This window comes from Rhodococcus sp. JG-3, from assembly GCF_000482405.1.
Classification (GTDB): domain Bacteria; phylum Actinomycetota; class Actinomycetes; order Mycobacteriales; family Mycobacteriaceae; genus Rhodococcoides; species Rhodococcoides fascians.
Map to the genome: position 1 here is coordinate 4,645,993 of NZ_KI519398.1, position 24,481 is coordinate 4,670,473.

A 24,481-nucleotide genomic window follows, 5' to 3' on the forward strand; every position below is an offset into this window, starting at 1 on the left:
GGTCGTCAGTGCGAGACCGGCGCTCCCGCATCACTGCTCGTGCTGTCACCCACCGTGCGACGGTGCAGCGCGAGCACCAGCCCGACGGCCACCATCATGACGCCGCCGACGACCCACAGTCCGGCGCGGGCGTTCCCTGTCGCGTCGAGTAGCCAGCCCGTCACGTACGGCGCGCCGAAGCCGGACAGGTTGCCCACCGAGTTGATGATCGCAATGCCCGCGGCCGCGCCTGCGCCGGTGAGGAATGCACTGGGCAGGTACCAGAACACCGGCAGCGCGCAGAACACTCCGACTGCGTTGACCGTCACGGCGATCATCGTGGTGAACGGCGAATCCATGTACAGCGCAAATGGTATGGAGACCGCGCCGATCAACGTGGGGATCGCGACATGCCAGGTGCGCTCACCCGTCCGGTCCGAATGCCTGCTCCACAACACCATGGCGAGGGCACCCACCGCGAACGGAACCGCGACGATCAGCCCAGTTGTCACGAGGGAGAAGTTGGTATCGAACGTCTTCTTGAAACCGGCGACGATGCTGGGTAGGAAGAAGCTCAGCGAATACAGGCCGTAGGTGATCCCGAAGTACACCAGTCCGAGCATCCATACCCGTGCGTCGGTGAGAGCCCGCTTGACCGAGCCGGTGACGTGCGCGCTCTTCGACGACCCCTCGGACTCCAATTCCGCTGTCAGCCAATTCTTCTCGTCGTCGTCCAGCCATGTGGCCTGTGACGGCCGATCGGTCAGGTAGAACCAGGTGATCACACCGAGAACGATTGCGGGCAGGCCCTCGAACAAGAACATCACGCGCCAACCGGAGAGTCCGAACAGTCCGTCCCAGTACTGAATGATGGCACTCGACAGAGGCGCACCCAGTGCCGAGGAGACCGGCAGTGCCAGCATGAACAGGCCCATCAGTCGAACTCGGTACGCGCGAGGGAACCACATCGTCATGTACAGCAGAACACCGGGGAAGAAGCCCGCTTCGGCGATGCCGAGAACGATGCGGAGTCCGTACAGCCAGCCCGCTGTGGGTACGAATGCCATGGCGGCGGCCACGATTCCCCACGAGACCATGATGCGTGCAATCCAGCGGCGTGCGCCGAACTTGTGCAGGGCCAGGTTGCTCGGCACCTCGAACAGCAGGTAGCCGATGAAGAACAGCCCGGACGCCAATCCGAACATCGTCTCGGTGAGCCCCAGCTCGTCGCTCATCGTGAGCTTGGCCAGCCCGATGTTGGTGCGATCGAGATAGTTGACGAAGTAGGCCACCCCGAGGAACGGAATGATGCGTCGAGCGACCTTCTTGACCACCCTGGTTTCGATCTCGGGCTTCGTCGTGACTGCAGGCATGGGCTCGGCTTTCCTTCGAACGGAAGTGACTTGGACCACACTAGGGACCCATCAAGCAAGGGTCTATGGAGAAATCACCCATCGAAGACGGAGATCCGAGGGCGAAGTCTCCAACGCTCGACGAGGGTTGCCGTGTTGCAGTCGAATGCCCACGCTGCGATCCTGTGCTTGTGCGAGTAGCTCTCATTGCCGATATTCACGGCAACATCGCGGCGCTCGACGCCGTCCTCGAAGACATCGAACGGCAATGCGTCGACTCCGTGGTGAACCTCGGCGATCTGCTCTCCGGCGGACTGCATCCGCGCCGAACTGCGGATCGATTGATGGCACTGGGTTTCCCCACCATCGCCGGCAATCATGATCGCTACCTCCTCGAGCAGGAGCCCGATTCCATGGGCAGTTGGGATCGGCATGCCCACGATCGACTCGACGACGAGCATCGACGGTGGCTGGGTTCGCTCCCGTTCTCGCTGGAGCTGGGTAACGGAATCCTCGCAGTACACGGAACACCCACCGATGATCAGCAGTACTTCCTGCACTCGGTGGACCCTCACGGCTCTCGCGAGGCAACCGAGGTCGAAATCATCGAAAGGGCAGCAGGTTTCACGGACCGATCTGTCATCGCCTGCGGCCACACCCATCTGCAGCGCCAGTGGACTCTCCCCAGCGGCACGCTCGTCGTGAATCCGGGCAGCGTCGGCGCGCCCGCGTACGACGACGATCAGCTCTACCCCCACGTCATGGAATCGGGGTCTCCACACGCCCGATACGCAGTGCTGGACGATCACAGCACGGGCAGCTGGACGGTGTCGTTCGAGCGCGTCGAGTACGACCACGTCGGTGCCGCCGACGATGCCCGCGCGCACGGAATGACCGATATCGCCGACGCGCTTCTCACCGGTTTCGTCGGTCCCGCGCCACGCGAGCAGTCACACTGAGCCCGTGAAGATCACCGACGTCCAGCGGCGACAGCGGCTCGTCGCGCAGCACTTGTCCGACGCCCCGAGTGCGGAATCCGTGGTGTCATCGTTGCTCGCGCTGCATGCCACCGATCCCGCGACCGTGTATCTCTCCGTGCTTGCGCGCGCTCGATCGCTGGGACTGTCGGACGTTCGTGACGCGATGTACGAGCGCCGTAGCTTGGTTCGCTTGATGGCGATGCGTCGCACGATGTTCGTGGTCGCGCACGACGACGTTCCGATGATCCACGCTGCCGCCAGCCTCGGAGTTGCCCGCACGATGCGAACCCGGTTGATCAAGCAGGTGTCGACGCTGCCGACCGAACCGGTGATCGACGACGTCGAATCCTGGCTGGCGGCAACCGAAGCCGAGACCGATGCCGTTTTACGCTCGATGGGCACGGCGACCGGGGCGGAGCTGTCCGCAGCAGTTCCCGGACTCAAGACCGCTCTGCTGCCGACCACGGACAAGGTGTACGACGTCAAACGCTATGTGACCTCCGAAGTGTTGGTGATGATGGCCGCGGAGGGAAAGCTGGTACGGGTCGAGCCGCGCGGCGCGTGGACGTCGCGCCGACATGCCTGGGCACCGATCGATCAGTGGTGGCCCAACGGGATTCCCGAGTTGGACGAGACTTCCGCCCGAGCCGATATGGCCCGGCGCTGGCTCGACGTGTTCGGACCGGCGACCTTGGACGACCTGCAATGGTGGACGGGATGGAACAAGACGCAGACCCGTGGGGCGGTCGCCGAACTCGACACCGTGGCCGTCGAACTGGCCGAGGGTGACGGAATCATGTTGACCGACACAGTGTTCCAGGATCCCCCGCCTCGGGCGATGCTGCTTCCCGCCCTGGACCCCACGCCGATGGGGTGGAAGCACCGACACTGGTATCTCGGCGAACACAAGGCCCCACTGTTCGATACCTTCGGAAATATCGGACCGACCATCTGGTGGGAGGGACGCATCGTCGGCGGATGGGCCGTGGATTCCACCGGTTCGGTGGTCACGGAATTACTCGAGGACGTCGGGTCTGCGGTATCGAAAGAGGTTGCAGCAGAGGCCGATCGGATCACCGCCCTACTCGACGGTACCGCGGTGGTCCCGTCGTTTCCGACGCCGTTGGAGAAGAGACTGCGCGGAAAGTCGTAGCCATATCGGTCCGAGGTGACAGTCGAACTGTGTGTGTAAATGGCGGTGCCACACAACCCTTCGAGTTATGCGATCCCCACTCCTACGATTGGGATGCCTAACCAAACAGCACCCGGATTTCGTTGTAGGGTCACAACGTGCGTATCAGTCTGGTTTCTATCGTCCTCCCCGTGTACAACGGTTTGCCCGAACTGAACGAGCAGCTCCACGCGCTTGCTGCGCAGGACTACACAGGCGATGTCGAGCTCATCGTCAGCGACAACGGCTCGACCGACGGCCTCCGCTCACATCTCGAAGAATTGTCTCTACCTCTGTCGATGCGCATCGTCGACGCCTCCGCCAAGCGTGGCGTCTCCTACGCCCGCAACGTCGGCGTGGAAGCCGCGCGGGGCGACATCATCGCCTTCGTCGACCACGACGACGTCGCTTCTCCGACGTGGCTGACTGCCATGGTGTGCGCACTCGACAGCTATGACGCCGTGGGCGGCGCAATCGAACACGATTCCCTCAATCCGCCCGAGGTGACGGCGTGGCGAGACAACCCGCCGAACGGCACCCTGTTTCCCACCGCCTACCTGCCGTATGCCCCGGGAAGCAATTTCGCGCTGTGGAGGCGCGTCTTCGACGAGGTCGGAGGCTTCGACGAAGACCTCGTGGGCGGTGCCGAAGACGTCGACTACTCGTGGAGGCTTCAGCAAGCAGGATTCACTCTCGGACATGCCGCGGATGCGTCGGTCGCCTACCGCATCAGAACTACGGTTCGTCGATCGTTCTTGCAAGGCCGCGCGTACGGACGCACGTCGTACCAACTGTCGACCAAGCACCGTGCTGCGGGCTGCCCTCATCCGTCGTCACTTGCCCGGATTCCCGCGCACACTGCGGCGATCTTGTATCTCGCGACAATTCGCAATCCGTGGTTGCCGAAGGTACTACGACCGATGCCCAGCGGTCTGTGGGCCCACTACATCGGAATCCACTACGGCGCACTCCGAATTCGGGTGGCCGCGCTCGGCCGCGGCCTGCGACGGAGTCCCCGATGACATACGAGACAGTCGACGCGATACGCGAAGAGACCATGGCCGTCCTGCGGCAGCATGCCAAACCCGGAGATCGGGTGGCTCACTTGGACTTTCCGAATCACTTCAATGCCGGTGACTCGCTCATCTACGCCGGTGAGGTCGAGTACCTGAAGCGGTTGGACGTGCACGTCGACTACGTGTCCGATCCGTTCACCCACAACCACGATCTGCTCGAACAACGAGTCGGTGATGGGACCCTGTTTCTGCAGGGCGGAGGAAATTTCGGTGACCGCTGGCCGATGGACCAGAAATTTCGTGAAGCAATCGTTGCGCGGTTTCCTCGCAACAAGATCGTGTGCCTCCCCCAAAGCATCGACTACTCCGACGCCGACGCCATGCACAGGACCGCGGCCCTCTACGCACAGCACCCGGACCTCACCCTCATGCTGCGTGAACAGCGTTCGTACGAGCTGGCGCTCGCCCATTTCCCGAACAACCGCGTCGAATACTGTCCGGACATGGCTTTCGGTGCCGAGATCGCACACAGCGCCGAAGACTCTGCAGTGGACGTCGTGAAACTCGTGCGCGACGATTCCGAAAGCCTCGGTCATGCTTCGGTGAACGTCGACGCGTCGTCAGTCCAGTACGACTGGGGTCTGCACGGAAGGGATCTGGCGATCTCGACGGTGGTGACGCTGCCGACCCGAATCGCATACAACTTCCCCAAAGCGAATCGCCTGCTGTACCCCGCTCTCGTTCGCTCGTACGAGCAGACAGCGAAGCTCAACCTCCGTGTGGCGCAGCGCATTCTGAATCTGGCGCCCGTCGTGCTCACCGATAGGCTGCATGCGGCCGTATTGGCCGCGATGATGGGCAAGCGCGTCGTGGCGATGGACAACGCGAACAGGAAGGTATCCGGCATCTACGACGCCTACCTGCACCGGTTCGACAACGTTCAGTTCGCAGCGACACCCGACGCCGCCGCCGACATGGTTCGGCAGGCCGTGTCCGACAGTCGACGATGAACGCTGGTCGACACCCCGTCCGTTTTCAGAAGGGGTAACGGCCCTCGGCCCAGGCACGCGCGGCGGGAGGAGTCACCGCGTCGACGGGTTCGCCGTCGCGAAAGTAGTTGGTGTGCAGGATCCGACCCGCGTCGACTGCCTCTTGCCAGGCCTGCGTCGGACCTTCGCCGAACCAGAGCCACGGCGTGATGTCGTCCATGATGACAACCGATTCCGGGGTGGCGAGCGCACGAAGATCGTCGAGGTCTGCGCGGGCACCTTCCACAGAATGGTCACCGTCGATGAAGATGACATCGAAGCGCGCGTCCGGGTGTTGCTCGGCATAAGCCTTGATGGTGGTGTGCGAATCTCCCTGGATCAGGGTGTGTCGGCCCGGGAAGTGTTCGTCGACATGGGCTTTCGCGGCATCGCTGTAGGCATACGCGGCCAGATCGAAGGATACGACGGTCACGTCGGGAGAGGCTTCGAGGAACGCCCAGCTCGAGAAGCCGGCATTGAACCCGACCTCGCAGATCGACTTCGTGCCGGGCCTCGCGGCCAGTGCGGACAGGTATCCGAGTTCCGACTCGTCGGCTCCACGCTCGAAAGGCTCCCCCGCTGTGGCAGTTCGATGCACCAACGACTCGAGGTATTCCAGGCCCATCCATGTCCTCCTGTTCGACTGCTTCGGAGCGTAGCCGACGGTCGATCATGCGCGCAGACGACAACTGCCACCTGGCCGACACCGATGCCTGTAGCGTTCGCACCGAATGACCTTCCGCACCTAGTTTTTCACACCGTGAACGGGGAACGAGTCGATGACCGTAGATCTCACCAAAGGTGACAACCGCGCAACCGAACCGGTCAACCCGTACGCTGTGATCTCACTGATCGCGGCGCTGCTGGGCTTGTTTCCCGTCGCGATAGTGTTCGGAATCCTGGCTTTCTGGCGACCTGCCGGTCGTGGAATTGCCATCGCTGGCTTGGCAATCGGAGTGATCGAACTGCTCGTGGTCGCAACTGTCGTCTACGGTTTCGGTTCTCTCACGCCGAGAACGTCGGCATCCGTCGAAACACTTGTTCCGTACTCCTTACCGGCTACCGCACTCTTCACAGTTCCTGCTGCTACGGAACCACCGACTCCGGTCGAGACCACCGTCGACGCGACCGAGACCCCCTCGGCCCCACTGCCCGAGGTGGACGGACCATGCGATCCGGGCGTCGACAATCACGGAACCTCCGCCGATGGCACGTTCCTGAAGTGCACCTATGCAGGGTCGACTCGCGCGCATTGGGTACAGTCGGCACCGATCATCGACGGCAATGCGGAGCCAGGGTCGGAATGCGACCCCGCAGCGAGAGGGATTGCGGTCTCGCCGGACGGATTCGACATGTTCTGCGTCTCCGACGGCGCGAACGGTGGCGGCTACTGGTCACCCGGACCGTAGGCGGTTGATCAATTTGCGTCGTCCCGCGAACCGAAACGCTCAGACGGTCAGATGCGGCTACGAAGAGACAAAGCGGCCGAATGGAAGTAGCTGCGGCGAATGGCTTTCCTCAAAGCCTTGCGCACGCCGGCGTCGAGAGTTCCCGACGTCTGCATCGCCGCAAGACCGTCCCGCAGTTGGCGTCGGTCCCAGACCATCAGTTTCATCCGACGCACAGCGTCCTTGTCGATCGAGCCCGGGAGCGTCGCGCTCTCGGCACCTGCAAGTGCCAAACCGACTTTCGTGCGAGTGCATTTGCCACAACGCCCGCAATGGAAGCGGCCGTTGGGGTTCTCCCAGCAGACCCGCAGGTGGTTCATCGCGGTCTCGTTCCCGCCGATGCGACGGATCTTTCCGTAGCGGTCTTGTTCGAGCTCATGATGCTCGAATGCGACGGCACCACTGGACCACAAGGGGTCGAGATCCGGATGGGACCCCCATGGATGTAACTGCCGGTAGCTGTAGGACGACGGGATGATGACCGTGCTCAGGTGCTCCGACAATGCCAGACCGACATGCGCCAGCGCGGGGCCGTGGAAGACCCCACCCCATTCGAGCTGCAGGGGATCGCCCAGCGCCGACCTGACCGTGGTCTCGAGCTCAATCAACGGTTTGCCCAGATCCGCAGCCGCTTCTCGGGCCCCTGCCAAGGCTTTCGACGCCAACTCCTCGTCGTCGATGTGGATGTCGAATCCATGCACGAAGATCAGGTGGGTAATGCGTTCGGACTGGGTGATCGCCGAATAGAAGCTGTCGACACCTCCGCTGAAGAAGCAACCGACGCCCTTCGCCTCGGAGACACTGTGTACGCGTTCTGCCGCAATCGATATCTTGTGAAACCGCCTCGGGTACCAGCTGCGAAGAAAACTTTGAGCTTTCGACGCATTGCGAAGTGCCACCGAGTCCACGGGAGCGTCGAAGTCGACGTCCCACCTGTGCCGCATACCTGCTGCCAACAGCGGAGGAAGCCAGGGAGTCACGGAGTGGTCCAGGCTGTAGTTCGACTCGGTAGTCACACGAATCTCAGCGCCGGATGGTGTCCCTATCCGCGATGAGACGCAGTTGGCACCTGTGGCTTCGGCGTAGAGCGTCAGCGACCTGTTCACCGCCGAGAGTGTGCCACAGTCCGGGTTTGTCCCGATACGAATCGAGCCACCACACGAGGCCGGCCGAGCAGAGTTACACGTTTAGCGAAACTCTTCGCTGGGCGTTTGCTGATGTTGGTTGATGACGAGTTCCATACCTGAGCAGGGCATTCAAGAGTTTGTTGCGTTGGAAAGTTACGGCAAGAATCGGACCTACTGCGGACTGGCTGCGGACTGGCTGCGGACTGGCGTCTTACGGGAGTTCATCGCCCAAGACATCTGCGGCCTTGCGCATCTGCCCACGATCAACGTGGCCATAAAAATTCAGCGTCGTGGTTGTGTCTTCGTGCCCCAGATGATCTCGCACAACCAGCATCGGGGTTCCACCCTTGATCATCATCGACGCGCACGTATGGCGGAGGTCATGGATCCGCGGTCTCCGAGGCAGTCGAACTTCTGAGTTGTCCGCCATCGCAGCTTTGACAGCAGGAACCCAACCGGTGTTATTGAACGACTGCGACTGGATCGGGTTGCCTACCGAGTTCATGAACACAAGCTCACTGCCTGGTCGGCTCAAGTCTCCACACGCTGCGATCACCTGATGTGGCACGTCGATTGTCCGCTTCGATCGGCGCGACTTCGGTGGACCCAGCTTGCGAGACCTAGTGCCCGTGTATTTCCATGCCCGCGTGACTCGCAGGGTCATTGCCTCACTGTCGATGTCACCGACTTGGAGCGCCGTTGCCTCCGAGAAGCGCAGGCCCGTACCGACGAGAAAGGTCGCGAGTGGACGCCACCGTTCTGGCATCCGACCCAAGATCGCCCTGAGCTGCTGCTTGGACAGAAAGACCGCATCATGCGGGTCAGCACGTGGCGTACGTACTCCGATGCATGGATTGTCTGTGCGTGTGCCATTTCGTACCGCGGTCTTCATCGCGGATGACAGGAAGCTGAGCTTGTTGCGGATGGTTTTGCTCGATGTCTCCATCGCGTTGACCCAGTCGGCGACGTCGAAGTAGCTCAGTGCGGTCACTGGAACCGCTCCGAGCGGTGTGGGTTCGATGTCCAAGTCGACGTAACGACGGTACTTGTGTTTCGTGCCCTCCTCGACACCGGTCAGCTTGTCGATGTGGATGTAGCACCAATCAGCGACCGTCGGTTCTGTTGCCGGCCGATCTGTTTTGTGTCGGCCGATCTGTTTTGTGTCGGCCGATCTGTTTTGTGTCGGCCGGTGATTTGGCGGGCTTCTGCCGGACCCAGTTTCTCAACCAGGTCTTTGAAACGTTGCGCGGCTGTCGTGTCTCCGAATGCAGCGGATGTCTGTTTGCCGTTTTCACGCCACAGAATGTCGATTCTGAGGTGCCTGGACTTGGTGATGCGTGTTCTCATTGAGGCCATATCGGGGAATCCTAATCATTCATTTGGATGAACGGAACTGGTTCTGCGGCAACGTATGTAGTGCGTGCACTACAATTCCGTAGCCCTGCATCCCATGCACTACAAATTCTTTAGCCAGCGTTGGACATTGCCCCGAAAAAAGGAAACAATACTGCTCGTGAACCACAATAAAATCCGGCCGGGATGGTTTCAGGATGGCCAACCGAAAGGAATGGAGCGATTCCACAACGGGATATATTGGGAGGGCGAGCCTCGACCCGTGGTAGCACGAAAGCCTGCACCGCTGAAGCACCGCGGCTGATGGAACGCCGCAGGCATCGTATTCATCGTCGCCGTCGCGCTAGCCGCACTGACGTCGATGTCGCCAGCCGAGTACGTAGTGCTCGGCTTATTCCTACTGGTTGCGTCGCCGTTCATTCTCGTGGCGCTCGTGTTGTGGTTGCTGTGGCGCGCCGGCAACAAACGAACAGTGATCGTGCAGCCAACCGCCGCGGGGTCAGGTGTTCAACCTGGCTGTTACCCCGACATGAACGACCCGACGTTGCACCGTTGGTGGTCGGGCACCGAGTGGACATCCGCGACACTGCCGCGGCAGCCCTAGTCGACTTGCGTGCCACTCGCGGTTGAGTCTCGCTAGTTGAGCGTTGACCTACCAACAACCGCATTAGTTGAAGGTTTCGGTGGATTAGTTGAGTTGTTTTCGATTTAGTGGGAGCAAAAACTTCCTAGTTGATCACGAAGCGCACAGGAGGCATTATTTCGGCCATGTCTACCGAACCTGGTCACGTGCTGGCCCTAGAGGCACAGCTCGCGATCTTGAAAACGATATTCAGGCCTTCATCGCCTACCGATGACCGCTCGATGTTCAAAGGCAGACTAAGAGAGCTTCGCGGCGTAGTCGGCGCAATCGGCGAACTGGGCCAGCATGTCGTGGTGTATGGGGAGCGTGGTGTTGGCAAAACCTCGCTGGCATACATGGCGAAAGATGCATTCCAGCAGTCCACGGTGAAAGCAGGCCTCGCGGTCCGCATCCCCTGCTCGAATGACGACGATTTTGCGTCGGTCTGGAAGAAGCTTGTCGCCCGCGTTCGTCAGGAAGGCGACCTACTTGACCGTGAGAACGCTGACGCGCTTGAGGATCTCACCCGTCGAGCCGAAGACATTTTCGACTTCGCCGACGCTATGTCGCCCGACACGGTCGCGCGGGCGTTGCACGTCTTCTCCTCCAAGATGCCATTCCTGGTCATACTCGACGAGTTCGACCGAATTGGTGACCACCAGTCCACGATCCTCTTCGCGGACCTAATCAAGACTTTGTCCGATGACCTGGTGCCGTGCACGCTAGTGATCGTCGGGGTGGCCGACTCGGTCGATGGGCTTATGCAGGGTCACCGTTCGATAGACCGCGCGGTCAAGCAGATCGCAATGCCTCGCATGACCCCCGCCGAATTAACAGAGATCGTAGAGGGTGGTTTTGAGGCCTTCGAGCGTCGATCAGGGATCAAAATTGAGCTTGGCGCAGAGGCCGTATATGGACTAGTACGCATGTCGCAAGGCTTTCCGTATTACACCCACCTCTTAGCGGGGTCGCTAGGTGAACAAAGTCTCACGAACCAAATCTCCGACGTATCAATGCAACACGTGGTGGGTGCCCTCTTCTCTGCCATCGAGGAGGCGACGCAAGGGATTCGTGTGTCCTACACCGATGCCGTGACGTCACCAGCAACTACTGCAGGTTTCGAGCTCACCCTCATTGCCTGTGCTCTCACCCCAGGGGACGAACTCGGCTTCTTCCGGCCTGTAGACGTTTGCGATGCACTTTCTTCGCTCTCGGGCCGAAGGCGACGAACCGACAGCTTTCTCGCACACTTAAAGCGCTTCGCCGGACCACCGTCCTGGATACTCGAAACTCGCGATGAAGGCCGCCGAACCCGTTACCGGTTCTCCGACCCGCTAATGCGGCCGTTCGTGATGATGATCGCAGTCAGGGATGGCCGCATCAATATGCCTGCTCGTGAGTCCGGACCCGAAACTTAACCCAGAGGGCTCTGTGGCCTCAGAGGAGTCGACGCCACCGCAACCCGGTAGCAGAAACCTGGAGATGCTTGCAGACCAAAAACGGACTTTACCAGGGCAGAGGCTCCGCAGGCGACTGGAGGTCAGCACCTGAGTACACCAAGCAACGGCTCAGACGCCTACCGTTACTCGTATCTCTTCTTTGACGGCCTCTAGGACTGCAGGTGTGACCCTGCCATACTGCCGGCCTGCAAGGTCGCGTGGTTCGGCCGACCAGATTCGGCGGCACCGCACAACTGATGGCTTTGGTAGTCCGAAGCTGGACCAACTTTGTAAGCGGACATCTCCAGGCCCTACCGACCGATATCTATTTTCGTTCGAGGTCACCATTGCGCACACAATGACCTCGTCCAAGCCAAACCCGAGCCTAGACAACACAAGGACAGGCCGCTTTTTCCATTGCGCTTGGCCTGCTTCCTGCCTAGAGAACGGAAACCAAAGCGCAACTAGGTCGCCAGGGTTCACCAGGTGTCGTATATGTCGTCGTCCGGACTATCCCAGTCCTGTCCCCAAAGCCGAGACAGGTAGCCACGAACTTCGGAGTCATCGTCTGCATCGTCAACGGCAACTAGGCAGGTGGTTTGGCCTGCGGAAAACACTAGCCAGTGAGACAGTGGATCGCCGAGCGGCATGGTCCGAGGAGTTCCAACCCATGTCGGAGCGGCCATTGCTGGCAGGTGAGCGACACACCCGCGAGCCAGTAGGGTCACCTCAGCGCCGAACTGCTCTGATCCCGAGGGACGAGCTGGCCGGCGGATGTAGTACTTGTCGAAACCACGGCGATGAGTGTCGACGTCAAACATGGCTGGGCTCCCAGACGCGACTGTTCGTTCAAGCGCGCTCGTCATGGTCTCCTCCTCTCGTCAACGCATCATTCTGATCCCACTGTGCTATCTGTTGAGACAAGTATCCCACCAGCTGTTCAGCCCGATGTCTAGTTAACGCAAATCGGGCCACAGTCGTTACCGCAATCGAATCTGTCTCTTCGGCATGCGGCCCGTCGGACCCGTTCGGTGCGGGTGGTGACGGAGGCGGAGCGACGTAACCGGCAGTGACGATAATCTCGCCAGGGCCACCGTCGCCGTCCACTACGCCCTGTAGAACGAACTGGTTGACCAGCGGCGGTGGTCCCGAGTCGAGTTGCCAGGTAACCGACACGCTGTGCATCTCCCCGGGCGATTCGTTCACCATGTAGCAATGATGGCACAGGTAGCTAGAGGAGGTACCTGCGACTGCCGAGCGTCCGATGCGACAGTCATGGCCGCGTTGGTTGGTGTGGCTACCTGCACGGGCGCGGGCACCGCAGGCATGGCCGTAGCCATGTCGTTAACCCCACTCAGGGTTGACGTGCGGACTGCCAATTCCCGCCCTTGTTGCGTCATCTCGGTTACGGAAATTTTGAACCCGCGCACCAGAGACGGCCCCCAGCCAGGGCTCCCGTGGATCGTCCTACACCGGAAGGAGGGCCGGACCGGTTCCCCTACGAAACGCACCTCGAAGAATGCGCTTCGAGGAGGACAATGACGGAATGAGCAGATACAACGAAGTCCTCGCCCGCCTTGACACAGCGATCGAAACGATGCACAACTGCGGCGCTATCGGGCCAAAAGTTCAGCAATACCACCGCATGCGAGCACGGCTCGCTGCCGCGAGCCCTACGGATACAGAGACAATTGATCGTGCCGAGCGCATGCTGAATTCTTCGCGCGACATGTCCGAGAGTATTCGCCGACTAGTCGATCGAGTGACGAGACGGCCCGAGCGTGGAAGATGGTAACCAATTTCGTTATGGGCGCAGTCCGCACGCTGCACACAAGAGGTGACGCTTTTTCCTCAACAACCCCAGAAGGTTGCCGGCGGCGGTGTCGAATTTCGAGAACGTTCCAGTAGGAAGCCTGCCACGATATCCTCGCTACATTCCGTCATTTTCGAGGCGGAATCGCTTCACATGATTTCGTACCGTGCCTTCGTGGATACGAGCCTCAGACGCGATAGTCCACACCGGCACCCCATCCTGAACGCGCAGTGCGATGTGCCAAACTCTTGCGATGTCTCAGCAAACCGACGAAGCGAACCGATGTACAGCTTAGGGATCAAGGACGATAAGGCACGCGAACATTTACGCCGTCAACTCCAGACGATCGACGTCATCAACACATTGCACACTAAAGTTTCCGGGACACCCGATCCAGGCAGCGAACTGATGTCGCTTAACGCGTTAGCACCGGATGCACCAATCTCGTTGCTGGACTCGATGATTGCAGGTCTGGAAACCGCACGGGATTGCTTGGTTCATATCCAGGCGATTTTTGTCGACGCCGACAAATTCGCGCTTGTCGGAGTCCAATCGCTGGCGAGAGCAGCACTCTTGGGTGCAGCGAGAGTTGCGTTCGTTCTTGGGCCCGACGACCGGGCAGTAAGGGAAGCGAACACCCACATTGTTCTGCGGCAGGAAGCCAAAAGCTTGCTCAGAGCCCTTGACGCGACGGCAAAATTTGAGCATCTGCGAGGAATGGTCCCAACTGAGGAATTTGCCTCAGATATGCGTGCACGTGCCGACACGTTGCTGAAGGCGGACCACTACGGCGAAGGCAAGATCATTCGGTTGATAGCGGAGGAGACAGGCAAACAGACCGTCGAGAAGCTAGGCGACGAAGCTCCCGAACCTCTCATACTTGTGGAAAGTTTGGAGTGGATCTGGCACTCAGCAAGCGGTTCGGCGCACGCCTACGGGTGGCCCCGGGTCGCTGGCGGTGACTTCGTATCAGATTTCGGCATGGTGGTTCCCGTGGTCCACATCGCCATGGAGGCTGCGGTTCGTTCTTGGCGCGCGTAGAGCAAATCTCGCGCGTCATCTACCTGATCGCGACTCCGCGTGCGCGGACAGAATCGTAATCATCGCTCCGGTGGTCACGGCTGCTGGAATGACGACGAGCAAGACGAAGGGCCCGTGTATTCCATCGATCAAAGTCCCCCAAAGCGCCGACCATAGGCCGATCACCGATGCCCAGATGAGGGCTTTGTAGGCACTCCCGGTCCATTCGTTCCCATAGAGCTGGTTCTTCTTCAGCCACGCCTGATCGAGAACGCCTGTCACAAGAAGGAACGGGATAGCGCCTGCGAACGCCGCGCACGAGGATGAGTCCATATACATCAATGGAACGTAGCGGCAGCAGACAGCCCACGTGCTCGGTTCCCGCTAACGCCCGTCATGCGACTGCTGGCCCAGCCGCTCCGGCAACGTCGCGGCACCGCCCTCACCGATCGCCACACCGAACGTCAGCGCACCGCCAGCCACCGTCGCGGACGTGAGTAGTATCATCCGGATTGACGCCCCGGCGATGACACCCTCGACGGTGACGACGTACTGCCAGCCCCTCATCACCTGGCCGTCGGAATTCACGAACCCATTCTGGTCGACGGCCGGCACTTTCATCGACACGACACCGTGGTGTGAGGATTCGAGCATCATGCCCAACGACCGCCCATTCGCCTACTAGGCCACTTCCGGCCACGTCGGATCGACGCGGATCCGCAAGCTCGCCAGCGCGGGTCAGCCTGACTGGCATCTGCACGATCTCCAGCACTATTTCGCGTCGGGTTTGATCTACGCCAGGTGCGATGTGGTGACACTGCAAAAAGCCCTCGGTCACAGCTCACCGAACGTGACTCTGTCGAGGTACGCGCATCATGGCCCAATGCGGACGACCGCACTCGACAGGCTGCGGACGCGATGTTCCTCGAAGCTACAGCGGACGGATGCCCGCTAGACGGCCGATGGCCAGGGATCTAAACGTTAAAACGGAACTCCACCACATCGCCGTCGGACATGACGTAGTCCTTGCCCTCGATGCGCACCTTGCCGGCAGCCTTGGCCGATGCCATCGAACCCGCGGCGACGAGGTCGTCGAAGGAGACGATTTCGGCCTTGATGAAGCCGCGCTCGAAGTCGGTGTGAATGACGCCTGCGGCCTGGGGCGCGGTGTCGCCTTGGTGAATTGTCCACGCGCGAGCCTCTTTCGGGCCTGCGGTGAGGTAGGTCTGCAAGCCCAGGGTGTGGAAGCCGGCGCGCGCCAACGCGTCGAGACCGGGCTCGGTCTGACCGACGGATTCGAGCAACTCGGCTGCCGATTCCTTGTCGAGTTCGAGCAACTCCGACTCGATCTTCGCGTCGAGGAACACCGCATCTGCAGGAGCGACCAGGCGAGCCAGTTCGCCGATCTTCGCGTCGTCGGTCAGCACCGACTCGTCAGCGTTGAAGACGTATAGGAACGGCTTGGTGGTGAGCAGCTGGAATTCACCGAGCAGCTCGAAATCGAGCTTGGCCTTCGCCGAGAACAGCGTCTTGCCGTCGTTCAGCACAGCCTGCGCAGCCAGAGCCGCGTCGAGCGCCGGCTTGCGGTCCTTCTTGATCCGCACCTCTTTCTCGAGGCGCGGGATCGCCTTCTCGAGGGTCTGCAGATCGGCGATCGCGAGTTCGGTCTCGATGACCTCTATATCCGCGGTGGGGTCGACGCGACCGTCGACGTGCACCACGTCATCGTCGGCGAACACGCGCACGACCTGACAGATGGCGTCGGCCTCACGGATGTTGGCGAGGAACTTGTTGCCCAGGCCTGCGCCCTCGGACGCACCCTTGACGATGCCGGCGATGTCGACGAACGACACCAGCGCGGGCACGAGCTTCTCCGAACCGAACACCTCGGCCAGCTTCTCGAGCCGGGGATCCGGCAGCGCGACCACGCCGACGTTGGGCTCGATGGTCGCGAACGGATAGTTCGCGGCCAGCACATCGTTGTTGGTCAGTGCATTGAAGAGGGTGGACTTGCCGACGTTGGGCAGTCCGACGATTCCGAGGGTGAGGCTCACGGTCTATGGAGTCTACTTTGACGACACGACCAGCTCGGACAGTGCCCGGCCAGCGCCTACTCGACGGCGTGATCGGCCATGCCGGTCACGTGGTGATCGCCGAATTCGGGTCCCAGCTCGCCAGGATCGGCAGGACGTGTGCCGTACTGGAATCCTCCTCGACCGTGTAGACGATCAGACTTTGATCCTGCGCGCTCGGCGAGGTCAGAAACTCAATCCCGAATTGCAGGGTGCCCGCCGCCGGGTGCTGAATGATCTTGGTTGCACCTGCGAATTCGGCGACCTCGTGATCGCTCCACCATTGCTCGAAACACGGCTCGGACGAACGCAATTCGTCGATCAGTGCGGTCAGGGTCGGATCGCCCGGTCGACGAGCAAGATCGCGGCGCAGCGCGGCAACCGAGGCAGCCGCGAACTGCGACCAGTTGACGATTCGCTCCCGCGCGATGGGATTGCGAAACAGATAGTGGAACAGCGAATCCCCGGCGGACGACTGCAGACTCAACACCGCACGAACCAGCGCATTGCTGGCCAAGATGGTTCCCGAGCGCCCGAGCAGTAGCACCGGCACGTGATCGAGCGCCCGCATGACCTGCAGCAATCCCGGATCCGGTCGCTCCGGGGCGCTGTCGACCGGCACAGCTGGAGATGCGAGATCGAGCAGGTGCGCGGACTCCACCCGGTCGAGTTTCAACGCCCGAGCAATTGCTCGCAGCACCTCGGATGAGACATTGGCCTGGCGACCCTGTTCGAGCTTGCTGTAGTAATCCGGACTCACTCCGGCCAGCGCTGCGAGCTCTTCGCGCCGCAGGCCCGGTACCCGTCGCGCACCGGGATAGGTCGGTACTCCCGCCTCGGCGGGAGTGATGCGGTCGCGTCGATCACGCAGAAACGCACTCAGCGCCGACCTGTCGTCGTTCACGAAATCCACAGTAGCCACGCGAGCGATCGCGAACCTGGTCATGACAGACCTAGGTCGAACGACGCCTGGTCCGCTCGATTCGGCGACCGTAGACATGGCGTCATGACATCTCCCAGTTCCACACAACTCCATGGACGCACCGCCGTCGTCACCGGATCGACCAGTGGGATCGGTGCTGCCATCGCGCTCACCCTCGCCGCCCACGGGGCAAAGGTGGTCGTCAGCGGCCGCGACGCCGAGCGCGGCAAAGCCCTGGCGGCCCGCATCTCGAAAACCGGCGGCACAGCGGCATTCGTCGACGTCGATCTGTCGGGCAGCTACGACGAACTTCGCGAGTTCGCCGCCCGCACTACCGACGCCCTCGGCGGCCGCGTCGACATTCTCGTCAACAACGCCGGTATCTATCCGGCCACCGCGACAGCCGATCTTCCCGACGACCAGCTCGACGCCATGCTCGCCGTCAACGTCCGAGCACCGCACGTGCTCGTCGGCGAGCTCGCACCGGCCATGGCCGAGCGCGGCAGCGGAGTCATCGTGAACATCGGGTCGTGGATGGCCACGATGGGCAGTCCGTTCGCTGCCATGTACTCCGCCACCAAAGCCGCCGACGAGCAGCTCACTCGTAGCTGGGCCGCTGAGTTCGGCCCCCGCGGTGTGCGAGTGAACGCCCTCGCGCCCGGAGCGACTCTGACCCCGGGCAACGAGGACGCACGCCAGGTCCTCGACGCCATGACGGCCGGAACCCCGGCAGGCACGGTGCTGTCACCGCAGAACATTGCCGACGGCGTTCTGTTCCTGGTCTCGGACAACGCCGCAATGGTCCACGGAACCACGCTCTACGTCGACGGCGGTATTTCGGTCACCCGCGGGTGATCAGCACACCGCCGTCGACCCGTCACATGTTCGAGACGACCAAGCCGATGAACGCCAGGTAGAGAACGATGAAGACGCCGAAGATGATGAGGGACAGCTTGCCGAAGAACGCTGCGCGCTGCGACGAGTACTGCGCGCCCTGGACATCACCCATCGACCACAGAGGATGGACCTTGAGCGCGTGATTGAACGCGGGGATGGCCAGTGGCCAGAAGAAGATGACTGCCACCACTGCCCACCCTGCGTTCGACGCGGGCAGCACGGGCGCGAAGGGCTGCGCCGCGGGAAAGGTCTGCTGATGAGTTTGCTCGTACGGTCCCGACATGTGGTGTTCCCCCCGAATGAATGAAGTGATGACACCCGGTACGACGCAGCCCAGGACCATCCGGTTCCAGGCCGCCGCCACTCGGCGCACACGAATGACCGCCGGGCGCACCGCGAAGTGTCGATTCGAGGACGTGCAAGTGCGTCACGCATAGGGTGATCGCAGTCACACCTGCGACCATGGAGACCCCACACATGTCACTGAAAGCGGCCGACGATCCACACGTCGAATTGCTGAAGACAGACCCCGACCTACCACCTGTCGGAGTCGTCGATTCCCATCCCATGACGCCGATCAAGCGTCTGATGCTCGTCGTGATCGGCCTGCTCGGCGGCGTCGCCTGGACGATCATCGCCATCGTCCGTGGCGAGAATCCCAACGCAGTCTGGTTCGTCATCGCCGCGGTGTGTACCTACATCTTCGCGTTTCGCTTCTACGCCAGACTGATCGAACGCAAGATCGTCTTTCCTCGCGACGACCGAGCCACGCCCGCCGAGATCTTGGAGAACGGCAAGGACTACATGCCGACGGACCGTCGGGTGTTGTTCGGCCATCACTTCGCCGCAATCGCGGGAGCGGGCCCCCTCGTCGGACCGGTTCTGGCGGCCCAGATGGGCTACCTGCCCGGCACCATGTGGATCATCATCGGCGTCGTGTTCGCCGGAGCCGTCCAGGATTTCCTGGTGCTGTGGATCTCGACGCGCCGCAACGGCCGCAGCCTCGGCCAGATGGCCCGTGACGAACTCGGAGTAGTCGGCGGAACCGCCGCGCTGATCGCGGTGTTCGTCATCATGATCATCTTGATCGCGGTTCTTGCTCTCGTCGTCGTCAACGCGCTCGCCGAAAGTCCGTGGGGCGTGTTCTCCATCGCGCTGACCATCCCCATCGCCCTGTTCATGGGTGTGTACCTGCGCTACCTGCGGCCGGGCAACGTCACCGAGGTCTCGCTCATCGGTGTCGTCCTGCTTCTGCTCGCCATCGTCGCCGGCGGCTGGGTCGCCGAAACCGAATGGGGCACAGACTGGTTCACGCTCTCCAAGGTGACGGTCGCCTGGCTGCTCATCGGCTACGGTCTGCTGGCCTGCATCCTGCCGGTGTGGCTGCTGCTCGCCCCGCGCGACTATCTGTCGACGTTCATGAAGGTCGGCACCATCGCGCTGCTGGCCGTCGGCATTCTCATCGCCCGTCCAGAGATTCAGATGCCCGCGATGACCACCTTCGCCACCGAGGGCAACGGACCGGCATTCGCAGGATCGCTGTTCCCGTTCTTGTTCATCACCATCGCCTGCGGCGCGCTGTCGGGCTTCCACGCTCTGATCTCCTCCGGCACCACGCCGAAGTTGCTCGAGAAGGAAAAGCAGATGCGCATGATCGGCTACGGCGGCATGCTCACCGAGTCGTTCGTCGCCATCATGGCGCTCATCACCGCCTGCGTTCTCGATCAGCACATCTACTTCGCGCTGAACGCACCGGCGACGCTGACCGGCGGTACTCCCGAGACCGCGGCGGAGTACGTCAACGGTTTGGGATTGAGCGGCGGAGACATCTCGGCCGGCGAATTGAGCCAGGCCGCAGCCGATGTGGGCGAGGAGTCGATCATCTCCCGTACCGGCGGCGCTCCGACGCTGGCGTTCGGTATGTCCGAGGTTCTGCACCAGGTGTTCGGCGGAGAATCGCTCAAGTCGTTCTGGTACCACTTCGCGATCATGTTCGAGGCACTGTTCATCCTCACCACGGTCGATGCCGGCACCCGCGTCGCACGCTTCATGCTCTCCGACAGCATCGGCAACCTGCCCGGAGCCTCGGCCAAGAAGTTCAAGGACCCGTCGTGGCGTCCCGGAGCATGGATCTGCTCGCTGATCGTCGTCGCAGCCTGGGGCGCAATCCTTCTCATGGGAGTCACCGACCCGCTCGGCGGCATCAACACCCTGTTCCCGCTGTTCGGTATTGCCAATCAGTTGCTCGCCGCCATCGCCCTGACGGTGGTCATGGTGATCGTCGTCAAACGAGGTCTCTACAAATGGGCCTGGATCCCCGGCATTCCGCTCGCCTGGGACCTCATCGTCACGATGACGGCCTCGTACCAGAAGATCTTCTCCTCCACCCCGGCCATCGGTTACTGGACGCAGCATTCGCAGTTCCGTGACGCAAAGGAGCAGGGCCTGAGCAGCTTCGGCAGCGCGAAGACCCCCGAGGCCATCGACGCGGTCATTCGCAACACGTTCATCCAGGGCACCCTCTCGATCATCTTCGCGGTACTCGTCCTGGTCGTCGTCATCGCCGGAGTCATCGTGTGCGTCAGAGCCGTTCGCGGAGCTGATCTGCCGGACAACGAGGAGCCGGAGGTGCCATCGAAGATCTTCGGTCCTGCCGGATTCGTCCTCACCCCCGCCGAGAAGCAGATCCAGGCCGAGTGGGACGAACTGATCGATGCGGGCACCGTCCGACGCCCCGGGTCGGCGCACTAGATGCGCGGGCTGTGGTGGTGGATCACCTCGGTGATGGGTGATCACGATTACGACCGCTACGTCGCGCATCTGGCCCGGCACCACCCGGGCCAGGAGCCACCGACCGTGCGGCAGTACTGGAAGGACCGGCACGCGGAAGCGGACCGAAACCCAGGGGCTCGATGCTGCTGACACGGTGCTGTCCGATTTCCGCTAGCACTGGCGGGATCGCGCTGACACAGTAGGAGCATGAGCAGCGAACGGCAGGTGCAAGAACTGGACTTCGATCGGTGTTATCGCGCGGTCTCCTCGCGTGACGCACGGTTCGACGGCCAGTTCTTCACCGCCGTCTCCACCACCGGCATCTACTGTCGACCTTCCTGCCCGGCGCGCACCCCCAAGCCCGGCAACGTCTCGTTTTTGGCCACGGCAGCAGCGGCCCAACAATCCGGCTACCGCGCCTGCCGCCGTTGCCAGCCCGACGCCACTCCCGGCTCCCCACGATGGAACATCCACTCGGATCTCAGTTCTCGTGCGATGCGGCTGATCTCCGACGGAGCCGTCGAGCGCGGGGGCGTCGACGGCCTCGCCAGCACCCTCGGCTACTCGAGCCGGCAATTGACCCGCGTTCTGACGGCAGAAGTGGGTGCCGGCCCCCTCGCGTTGGCTCGCGCCCATCGCGCGCATACCGCCCGCACGTTGATCCAGACCACCGACATGTCGATGGCCGACATCACCTTCGCCGCCGGCTTCTCGAGCGTCCGCCAGTTCAACGACACCGTCAAAGAGGTCTTCGCGGTCGATCCGACGACCCTGCGGCGAGAAGCGCACCGCTCGGCCGTACCTACTGCGGGTGGCACCGTCACGTTGCGACTGCCGTACCGCGCGCCGCTGGACCGCGGCTGGGTCGAGTGGTTTCTCCGAGGCCATGTGGTCGAGGGCATCGAATCGTTTTCCGACGACGGCGAATACGTGCGTTCCCTGCAGCTCCCGCACGCTGCCGGACTAGTGGCACTGCGCATCCTGGACGGATTCGTCAGCGCCGCACTGACTCTGCAGGACATGCGCGATCTCGCTCCCGCCGTGGCCAGGATTCGACACCTGCTCGATCTCGACGCCGATCCGCTTGCCGTCGACGAGGCCCTGCGCGCCGACCCCCAGCTCGCGCCGAGCGTCGACGCCCATCCGGGTATCAGGGCACTCGGGGTCGTCGACGGGGCGGAGATGTTGCTGCGCACCGTCATCGGGCAACAGATCTCGCTGAAGGCAGCGGCCACCCACACCGCCAGGCTCGTCGACGCGCTCGGGGCACCACTGGATTTCGGCGACGGACGCGTCGGACGGCTGTTCCCCGACGCTGCCGTCATCGCCGAACGCGGCCACGAGGTCCTCACCGGCCCGGCGGCTCGGGTCCAGACCGTCATCCGCGTCGCCGACGCCATCGCGTCGGGAACGGTGACATTGCACCCCGCGCGGGAGGGTCCCGATCTGGAACGAGAACTGCTCGCGCTCAAAGGAATCGGGCCGTGGACGGCCCGCTATGTCGTCATGCGACTGCTGGGCGACCCCGACGTTCTGCTCGACACCGATCTCGTTGTCCGCCAAGGCGCGCAGGCTCTGGACATTTCGTTGAAGAACTCCCAACGCTGGGCACCGTGGCGTTCCTACGTTTCGATGCACCTGTGGATCACCGCACTGGAAAGAAGGCAGGCATGATGGCCACCTCCGCAACGCAGGACACCCCTATCGGTCCGTTCACCACCATCGTCGACGCCGATCAGCGCGTGCTGGCGTCGGGCTGGACCGCCGACGTCGAGGAACTCCGAGTGTTGATCCATCCGACGTTGCGACCCACCGACGTCCGCTCGGCCACCGACCTCGGTGCCGTCACCGCAGCTGTCGACTCCTACCACCGCGGCGACGTCGACCGCATCGACGACATCGACGTCGCACAGCGATCGGGCGAATTCCTGATGCACGCCTGGGACGTGCTGCGCACTGTCGAACCCGGAGCGCCGGTGACGTACTCCGCGTTCGCGGAATTGTCCGGACGGCCGACGGCGATTCGCGGTGCCGCGTCGGCGTGCGCGCGCAATGCCGCCGCCCTGTTCGTACCGTGCCACCGAGTGGTTCGGATCGGCGGTGCACTCGGCGGATTCCGTTGGGGACTGCCGACGAAGAAGTGGCTGTTGGCCCACGAGGCGCTCTGACCGACACCGCGTCGGAGTGGGACGTTAAGGTTCTTCACGAACCGCCACCCGCCGAATGTGAGGACCCACCGTGACCGAATCGGCAGTTCCCGGCAGTACTGCGAAGCCCGCGAAGTCCGGACGAGATCGCGGGGACCTCATCGGAACCGGTGGCCTCTGGCTGGCGAAATGGTCGCTCATCCTGATCTCCATCGCGGCCGGCGCGTGGGTGTTCGGTTGGCTGATCGGTCATCTCTGGGTGATTCTGCTACCGGTTCTACTCGCGGTGATCGTGGCCACGGTTCTGTGGCCACCTGCGAAACTGATGATGCGCCTTGGTTTTCCGCCTGCGCTGGCATCGTCCGTGTCGCTCGTGGTGTTCTTCGTCGTGATCGGCGGGGTCATCACTCTGATCATTCCGTCGGTGGCCGAGCAGGCTCCCGAGTTGGTCGATCAGGCGTCGGGCGGCATCGGTCAGGTGCAGGACTGGCTCAAGGGACCTCCGCTCAACATCGGCGACGACCAGATCGACAATGCGGTATCGGCCATCGTCTCGCGGCTGCAAGACAGCGGCGACGTCATCGCGACCGGCGTGTTCAGCGGCGTCTCGGCAGCCGGTTCCATCCTCGTGACCCTTGCCCTGGTGCTCGTGCTGTCGTTCTTCTTCGTCAAGGACGGCCCGAAGTTCCTGCCGTGGCTGCACGGATTCTCCGGCGGCCGCGCGGGACGCCATCTCGGCGAAGTCCTCTCCCGCATGTGGGTGACGCTGGGCGGTTTCATCCGAACCCAGGCCATCGTCAGCTTCATCGACGCGTTCTTCATCGGGCTCGGATTGGTGATCCTCGGTGTCCCGCTGGCATTGGTGCTCGCCACCCTGACGTTCCTCGGTGGCTTCATCCCCATCGTCGGTGCGTTCGTCGCGGGCGCTCTCGCTGTGCTCGTCGCATTGGTGGCCAACGGTCTGACGACCGCGTTGATCGTGCTCGCGATCATCCTCGCGGTGCAGCAGCTCGAAGGCAACGTGCTGCAGCCGATCCTGCAGAGCCGCAGCATGAATCTGCATCCAGCGATCGTGCTGCTCGCCGTCACCGGAGGCAGCTCGCTGTTCGGGATCATCGGCGCGTTCCTCGCAGTGCCCGCCGCGGCGGTGGCTGCTGTGCTGATTCGCTACGTCTCCGAACAGATCGACGAGCGATCGAACGAGCCCGATCAGGACGAGCTAGAGGATCAGATCCCCGCACCCGAGGGACTGACCGACGAACAGGCCGGCCTCGAGGACGAGGACGAGGACGAGAAGGCTGCGCCGGGGAAGAAGTAGCCCCG

21 protein-coding genes are annotated in these 24,481 nt (G+C 62.2%); 13 read left to right on the forward strand and 8 right to left on the reverse strand.

Features of this window, described 5'->3' with window-relative positions:
- Window positions 1–5: 5 nt before the first annotated feature.
- Window positions 6–1,352 carry an MFS transporter gene (locus tag K414_RS0123190; RefSeq protein WP_027498110.1) on the reverse strand — a complete coding sequence of 449 codons (1,347 nt, stop codon included), beginning with the start codon at window positions 1,350–1,352 and terminating at the stop codon, window positions 6–8.
- Between the two features lie 170 nt (window positions 1,353–1,522).
- On the opposite strand from K414_RS0123190, the gene K414_RS0123195 reads away from it, so the two are divergent.
- The 4 genes from K414_RS0123195 (at window position 1,523) to K414_RS0123210 (ending at window position 5,508) form a co-directional block, all read left to right on the forward strand.
- A complete protein-coding gene (locus K414_RS0123195) occupies window positions 1,523–2,290 on the forward strand; it encodes a metallophosphoesterase family protein (protein WP_027498111.1) in 768 nt (255 codons plus the stop codon).
- A gap of 4 nt (window positions 2,291–2,294) precedes the next feature.
- A complete protein-coding gene (locus tag K414_RS0123200) occupies window positions 2,295–3,464 on the forward strand; it encodes a winged helix DNA-binding domain-containing protein (protein WP_027498112.1) in 1,170 nt (389 codons plus the stop codon).
- A 137-nt stretch (window positions 3,465–3,601) separates the two neighbouring features.
- On the forward strand, window positions 3,602–4,504 hold the full coding sequence (locus K414_RS27780; RefSeq protein ID WP_051365256.1) for a glycosyltransferase: 903 nt from the start codon (window positions 3,602–3,604) through the stop codon (window positions 4,502–4,504).
- Window positions 4,501–5,508 (forward strand): polysaccharide pyruvyl transferase family protein, encoded by a 1,008-nt coding sequence (locus tag K414_RS0123210; protein WP_027498113.1) that lies wholly within the window; start codon window positions 4,501–4,503, stop codon window positions 5,506–5,508. The genes K414_RS27780 and K414_RS0123210 overlap by 4 nt, the downstream gene beginning before the upstream one ends.
- Window positions 5,509–5,533: 25 nt before the next feature.
- Here the strand turns inward: K414_RS0123210 and K414_RS0123215 are convergent, their stop codons facing one another.
- Window positions 5,534–6,151: a class I SAM-dependent methyltransferase gene (locus K414_RS0123215; protein WP_027498114.1), complete on the reverse strand. Its 618-nt coding sequence runs from the start codon at window positions 6,149–6,151 to the stop codon at window positions 5,534–5,536.
- 154 nt (window positions 6,152–6,305) lie between these two features.
- Between K414_RS0123215 and K414_RS28370 the strand changes: the two genes are divergently transcribed.
- On the forward strand, window positions 6,306–6,935 hold the full coding sequence (locus K414_RS28370) for a DUF4190 domain-containing protein (protein WP_051365257.1): 630 nt from the start codon (window positions 6,306–6,308) through the stop codon (window positions 6,933–6,935).
- A 47-nt stretch (window positions 6,936–6,982) separates the two neighbouring features.
- Here K414_RS28370 and K414_RS27790 read toward each other — a convergent pair whose 3' ends face one another.
- Together K414_RS27790 and K414_RS27795 are read right to left on the reverse strand one after the other, a co-directional pair.
- The gene (locus K414_RS27790; protein WP_237606346.1) at window positions 6,983–7,990 is read right to left on the reverse strand and encodes a hypothetical protein; all 1,008 of its coding nucleotides are present in this window, start codon (window positions 7,988–7,990) and stop codon (window positions 6,983–6,985) included.
- A 322-nt stretch (window positions 7,991–8,312) separates the two neighbouring features.
- Window positions 8,313–9,092 (reverse strand): site-specific integrase, encoded by a 780-nt coding sequence (locus K414_RS27795; protein WP_051365259.1) that lies wholly within the window; start codon window positions 9,090–9,092, stop codon window positions 8,313–8,315.
- Between the two features lie 1,094 nt (window positions 9,093–10,186).
- Here K414_RS27795 and K414_RS0123240 point away from each other — a divergent pair.
- The gene (locus K414_RS0123240; protein WP_081701656.1) at window positions 10,187–11,494 is read left to right on the forward strand and encodes an ATP-binding protein; all 1,308 of its coding nucleotides are present in this window, start codon (window positions 10,187–10,189) and stop codon (window positions 11,492–11,494) included.
- A gap of 2,008 nt (window positions 11,495–13,502) precedes the next feature.
- Window positions 13,503–14,369: a hypothetical protein gene (locus tag K414_RS0123245; RefSeq protein WP_152530466.1), complete on the forward strand. Its 867-nt coding sequence runs from the start codon at window positions 13,503–13,505 to the stop codon at window positions 14,367–14,369.
- 363 nt (window positions 14,370–14,732) lie between these two features.
- Here the strand turns inward: K414_RS0123245 and K414_RS0123255 are convergent, their stop codons facing one another.
- The 3 genes from K414_RS0123255 to K414_RS0123265 all read right to left on the reverse strand — a co-directional run bounded on the left by K414_RS0123255 (window position 14,733) and on the right by K414_RS0123265 (window position 17,324).
- On the reverse strand, window positions 14,733–14,936 hold the full coding sequence (locus K414_RS0123255) for a hypothetical protein (RefSeq protein WP_152530467.1): 204 nt from the start codon (window positions 14,934–14,936) through the stop codon (window positions 14,733–14,735).
- Between the two features lie 386 nt (window positions 14,937–15,322).
- Window positions 15,323–16,402, reverse strand: coding sequence for a redox-regulated ATPase YchF (gene ychF / locus K414_RS0123260; RefSeq protein ID WP_027498119.1), 1,080 nt, complete (start codon window positions 16,400–16,402; stop codon window positions 15,323–15,325).
- A gap of 85 nt (window positions 16,403–16,487) precedes the next feature.
- Window positions 16,488–17,324 carry a helix-turn-helix transcriptional regulator gene (locus K414_RS0123265; protein ID WP_027498120.1) on the reverse strand — a complete coding sequence of 279 codons (837 nt, stop codon included), beginning with the start codon at window positions 17,322–17,324 and terminating at the stop codon, window positions 16,488–16,490.
- Between the two features lie 102 nt (window positions 17,325–17,426).
- Here K414_RS0123265 and K414_RS0123270 point away from each other — a divergent pair, with 102 nt between their 5' ends.
- A complete protein-coding gene (locus K414_RS0123270; RefSeq protein WP_027498121.1) occupies window positions 17,427–18,197 on the forward strand; it encodes an SDR family oxidoreductase in 771 nt (256 codons plus the stop codon).
- 22 nt (window positions 18,198–18,219) lie between these two features.
- Here the strand turns inward: K414_RS0123270 and K414_RS0123275 are convergent, their stop codons facing one another.
- Window positions 18,220–18,522 (reverse strand): CD225/dispanin family protein, encoded by a 303-nt coding sequence (locus tag K414_RS0123275; RefSeq protein ID WP_052057009.1) that lies wholly within the window; start codon window positions 18,520–18,522, stop codon window positions 18,220–18,222.
- Window positions 18,523–18,716: 194 nt separating this feature from the next.
- Between K414_RS0123275 and K414_RS0123280 the strand changes: the two genes are divergently transcribed.
- The 5 genes from K414_RS0123280 (at window position 18,717) to K414_RS0123300 (ending at window position 24,476) form a co-directional block, all read left to right on the forward strand.
- Entirely contained in the window at window positions 18,717–20,990 is a 2,274-nt protein-coding gene (locus K414_RS0123280) for a carbon starvation CstA family protein (RefSeq protein ID WP_027498123.1), read from the forward strand.
- On the forward strand, window positions 20,991–21,161 hold the full coding sequence (locus tag K414_RS28715; protein WP_072692145.1) for a YbdD/YjiX family protein: 171 nt from the start codon (window positions 20,991–20,993) through the stop codon (window positions 21,159–21,161).
- Between the two features lie 57 nt (window positions 21,162–21,218).
- Window positions 21,219–22,685, forward strand: a complete 1,467-nt coding sequence (locus tag K414_RS0123290) for an AlkA N-terminal domain-containing protein (protein WP_027498124.1) — start codon at window positions 21,219–21,221, stop codon at window positions 22,683–22,685.
- Window positions 22,685–23,179, forward strand: a complete 495-nt coding sequence (locus K414_RS0123295; protein WP_174557298.1) for a methylated-DNA--[protein]-cysteine S-methyltransferase — start codon at window positions 22,685–22,687, stop codon at window positions 23,177–23,179. Before K414_RS0123290 ends, K414_RS0123295 begins: the two co-directional genes overlap by 1 nt.
- 70 nt (window positions 23,180–23,249) lie before the next feature.
- On the forward strand, window positions 23,250–24,476 hold the full coding sequence (locus K414_RS0123300) for an AI-2E family transporter (protein ID WP_027498126.1): 1,227 nt from the start codon (window positions 23,250–23,252) through the stop codon (window positions 24,474–24,476).
- Window positions 24,477–24,481 lie beyond the last annotated feature (5 nt).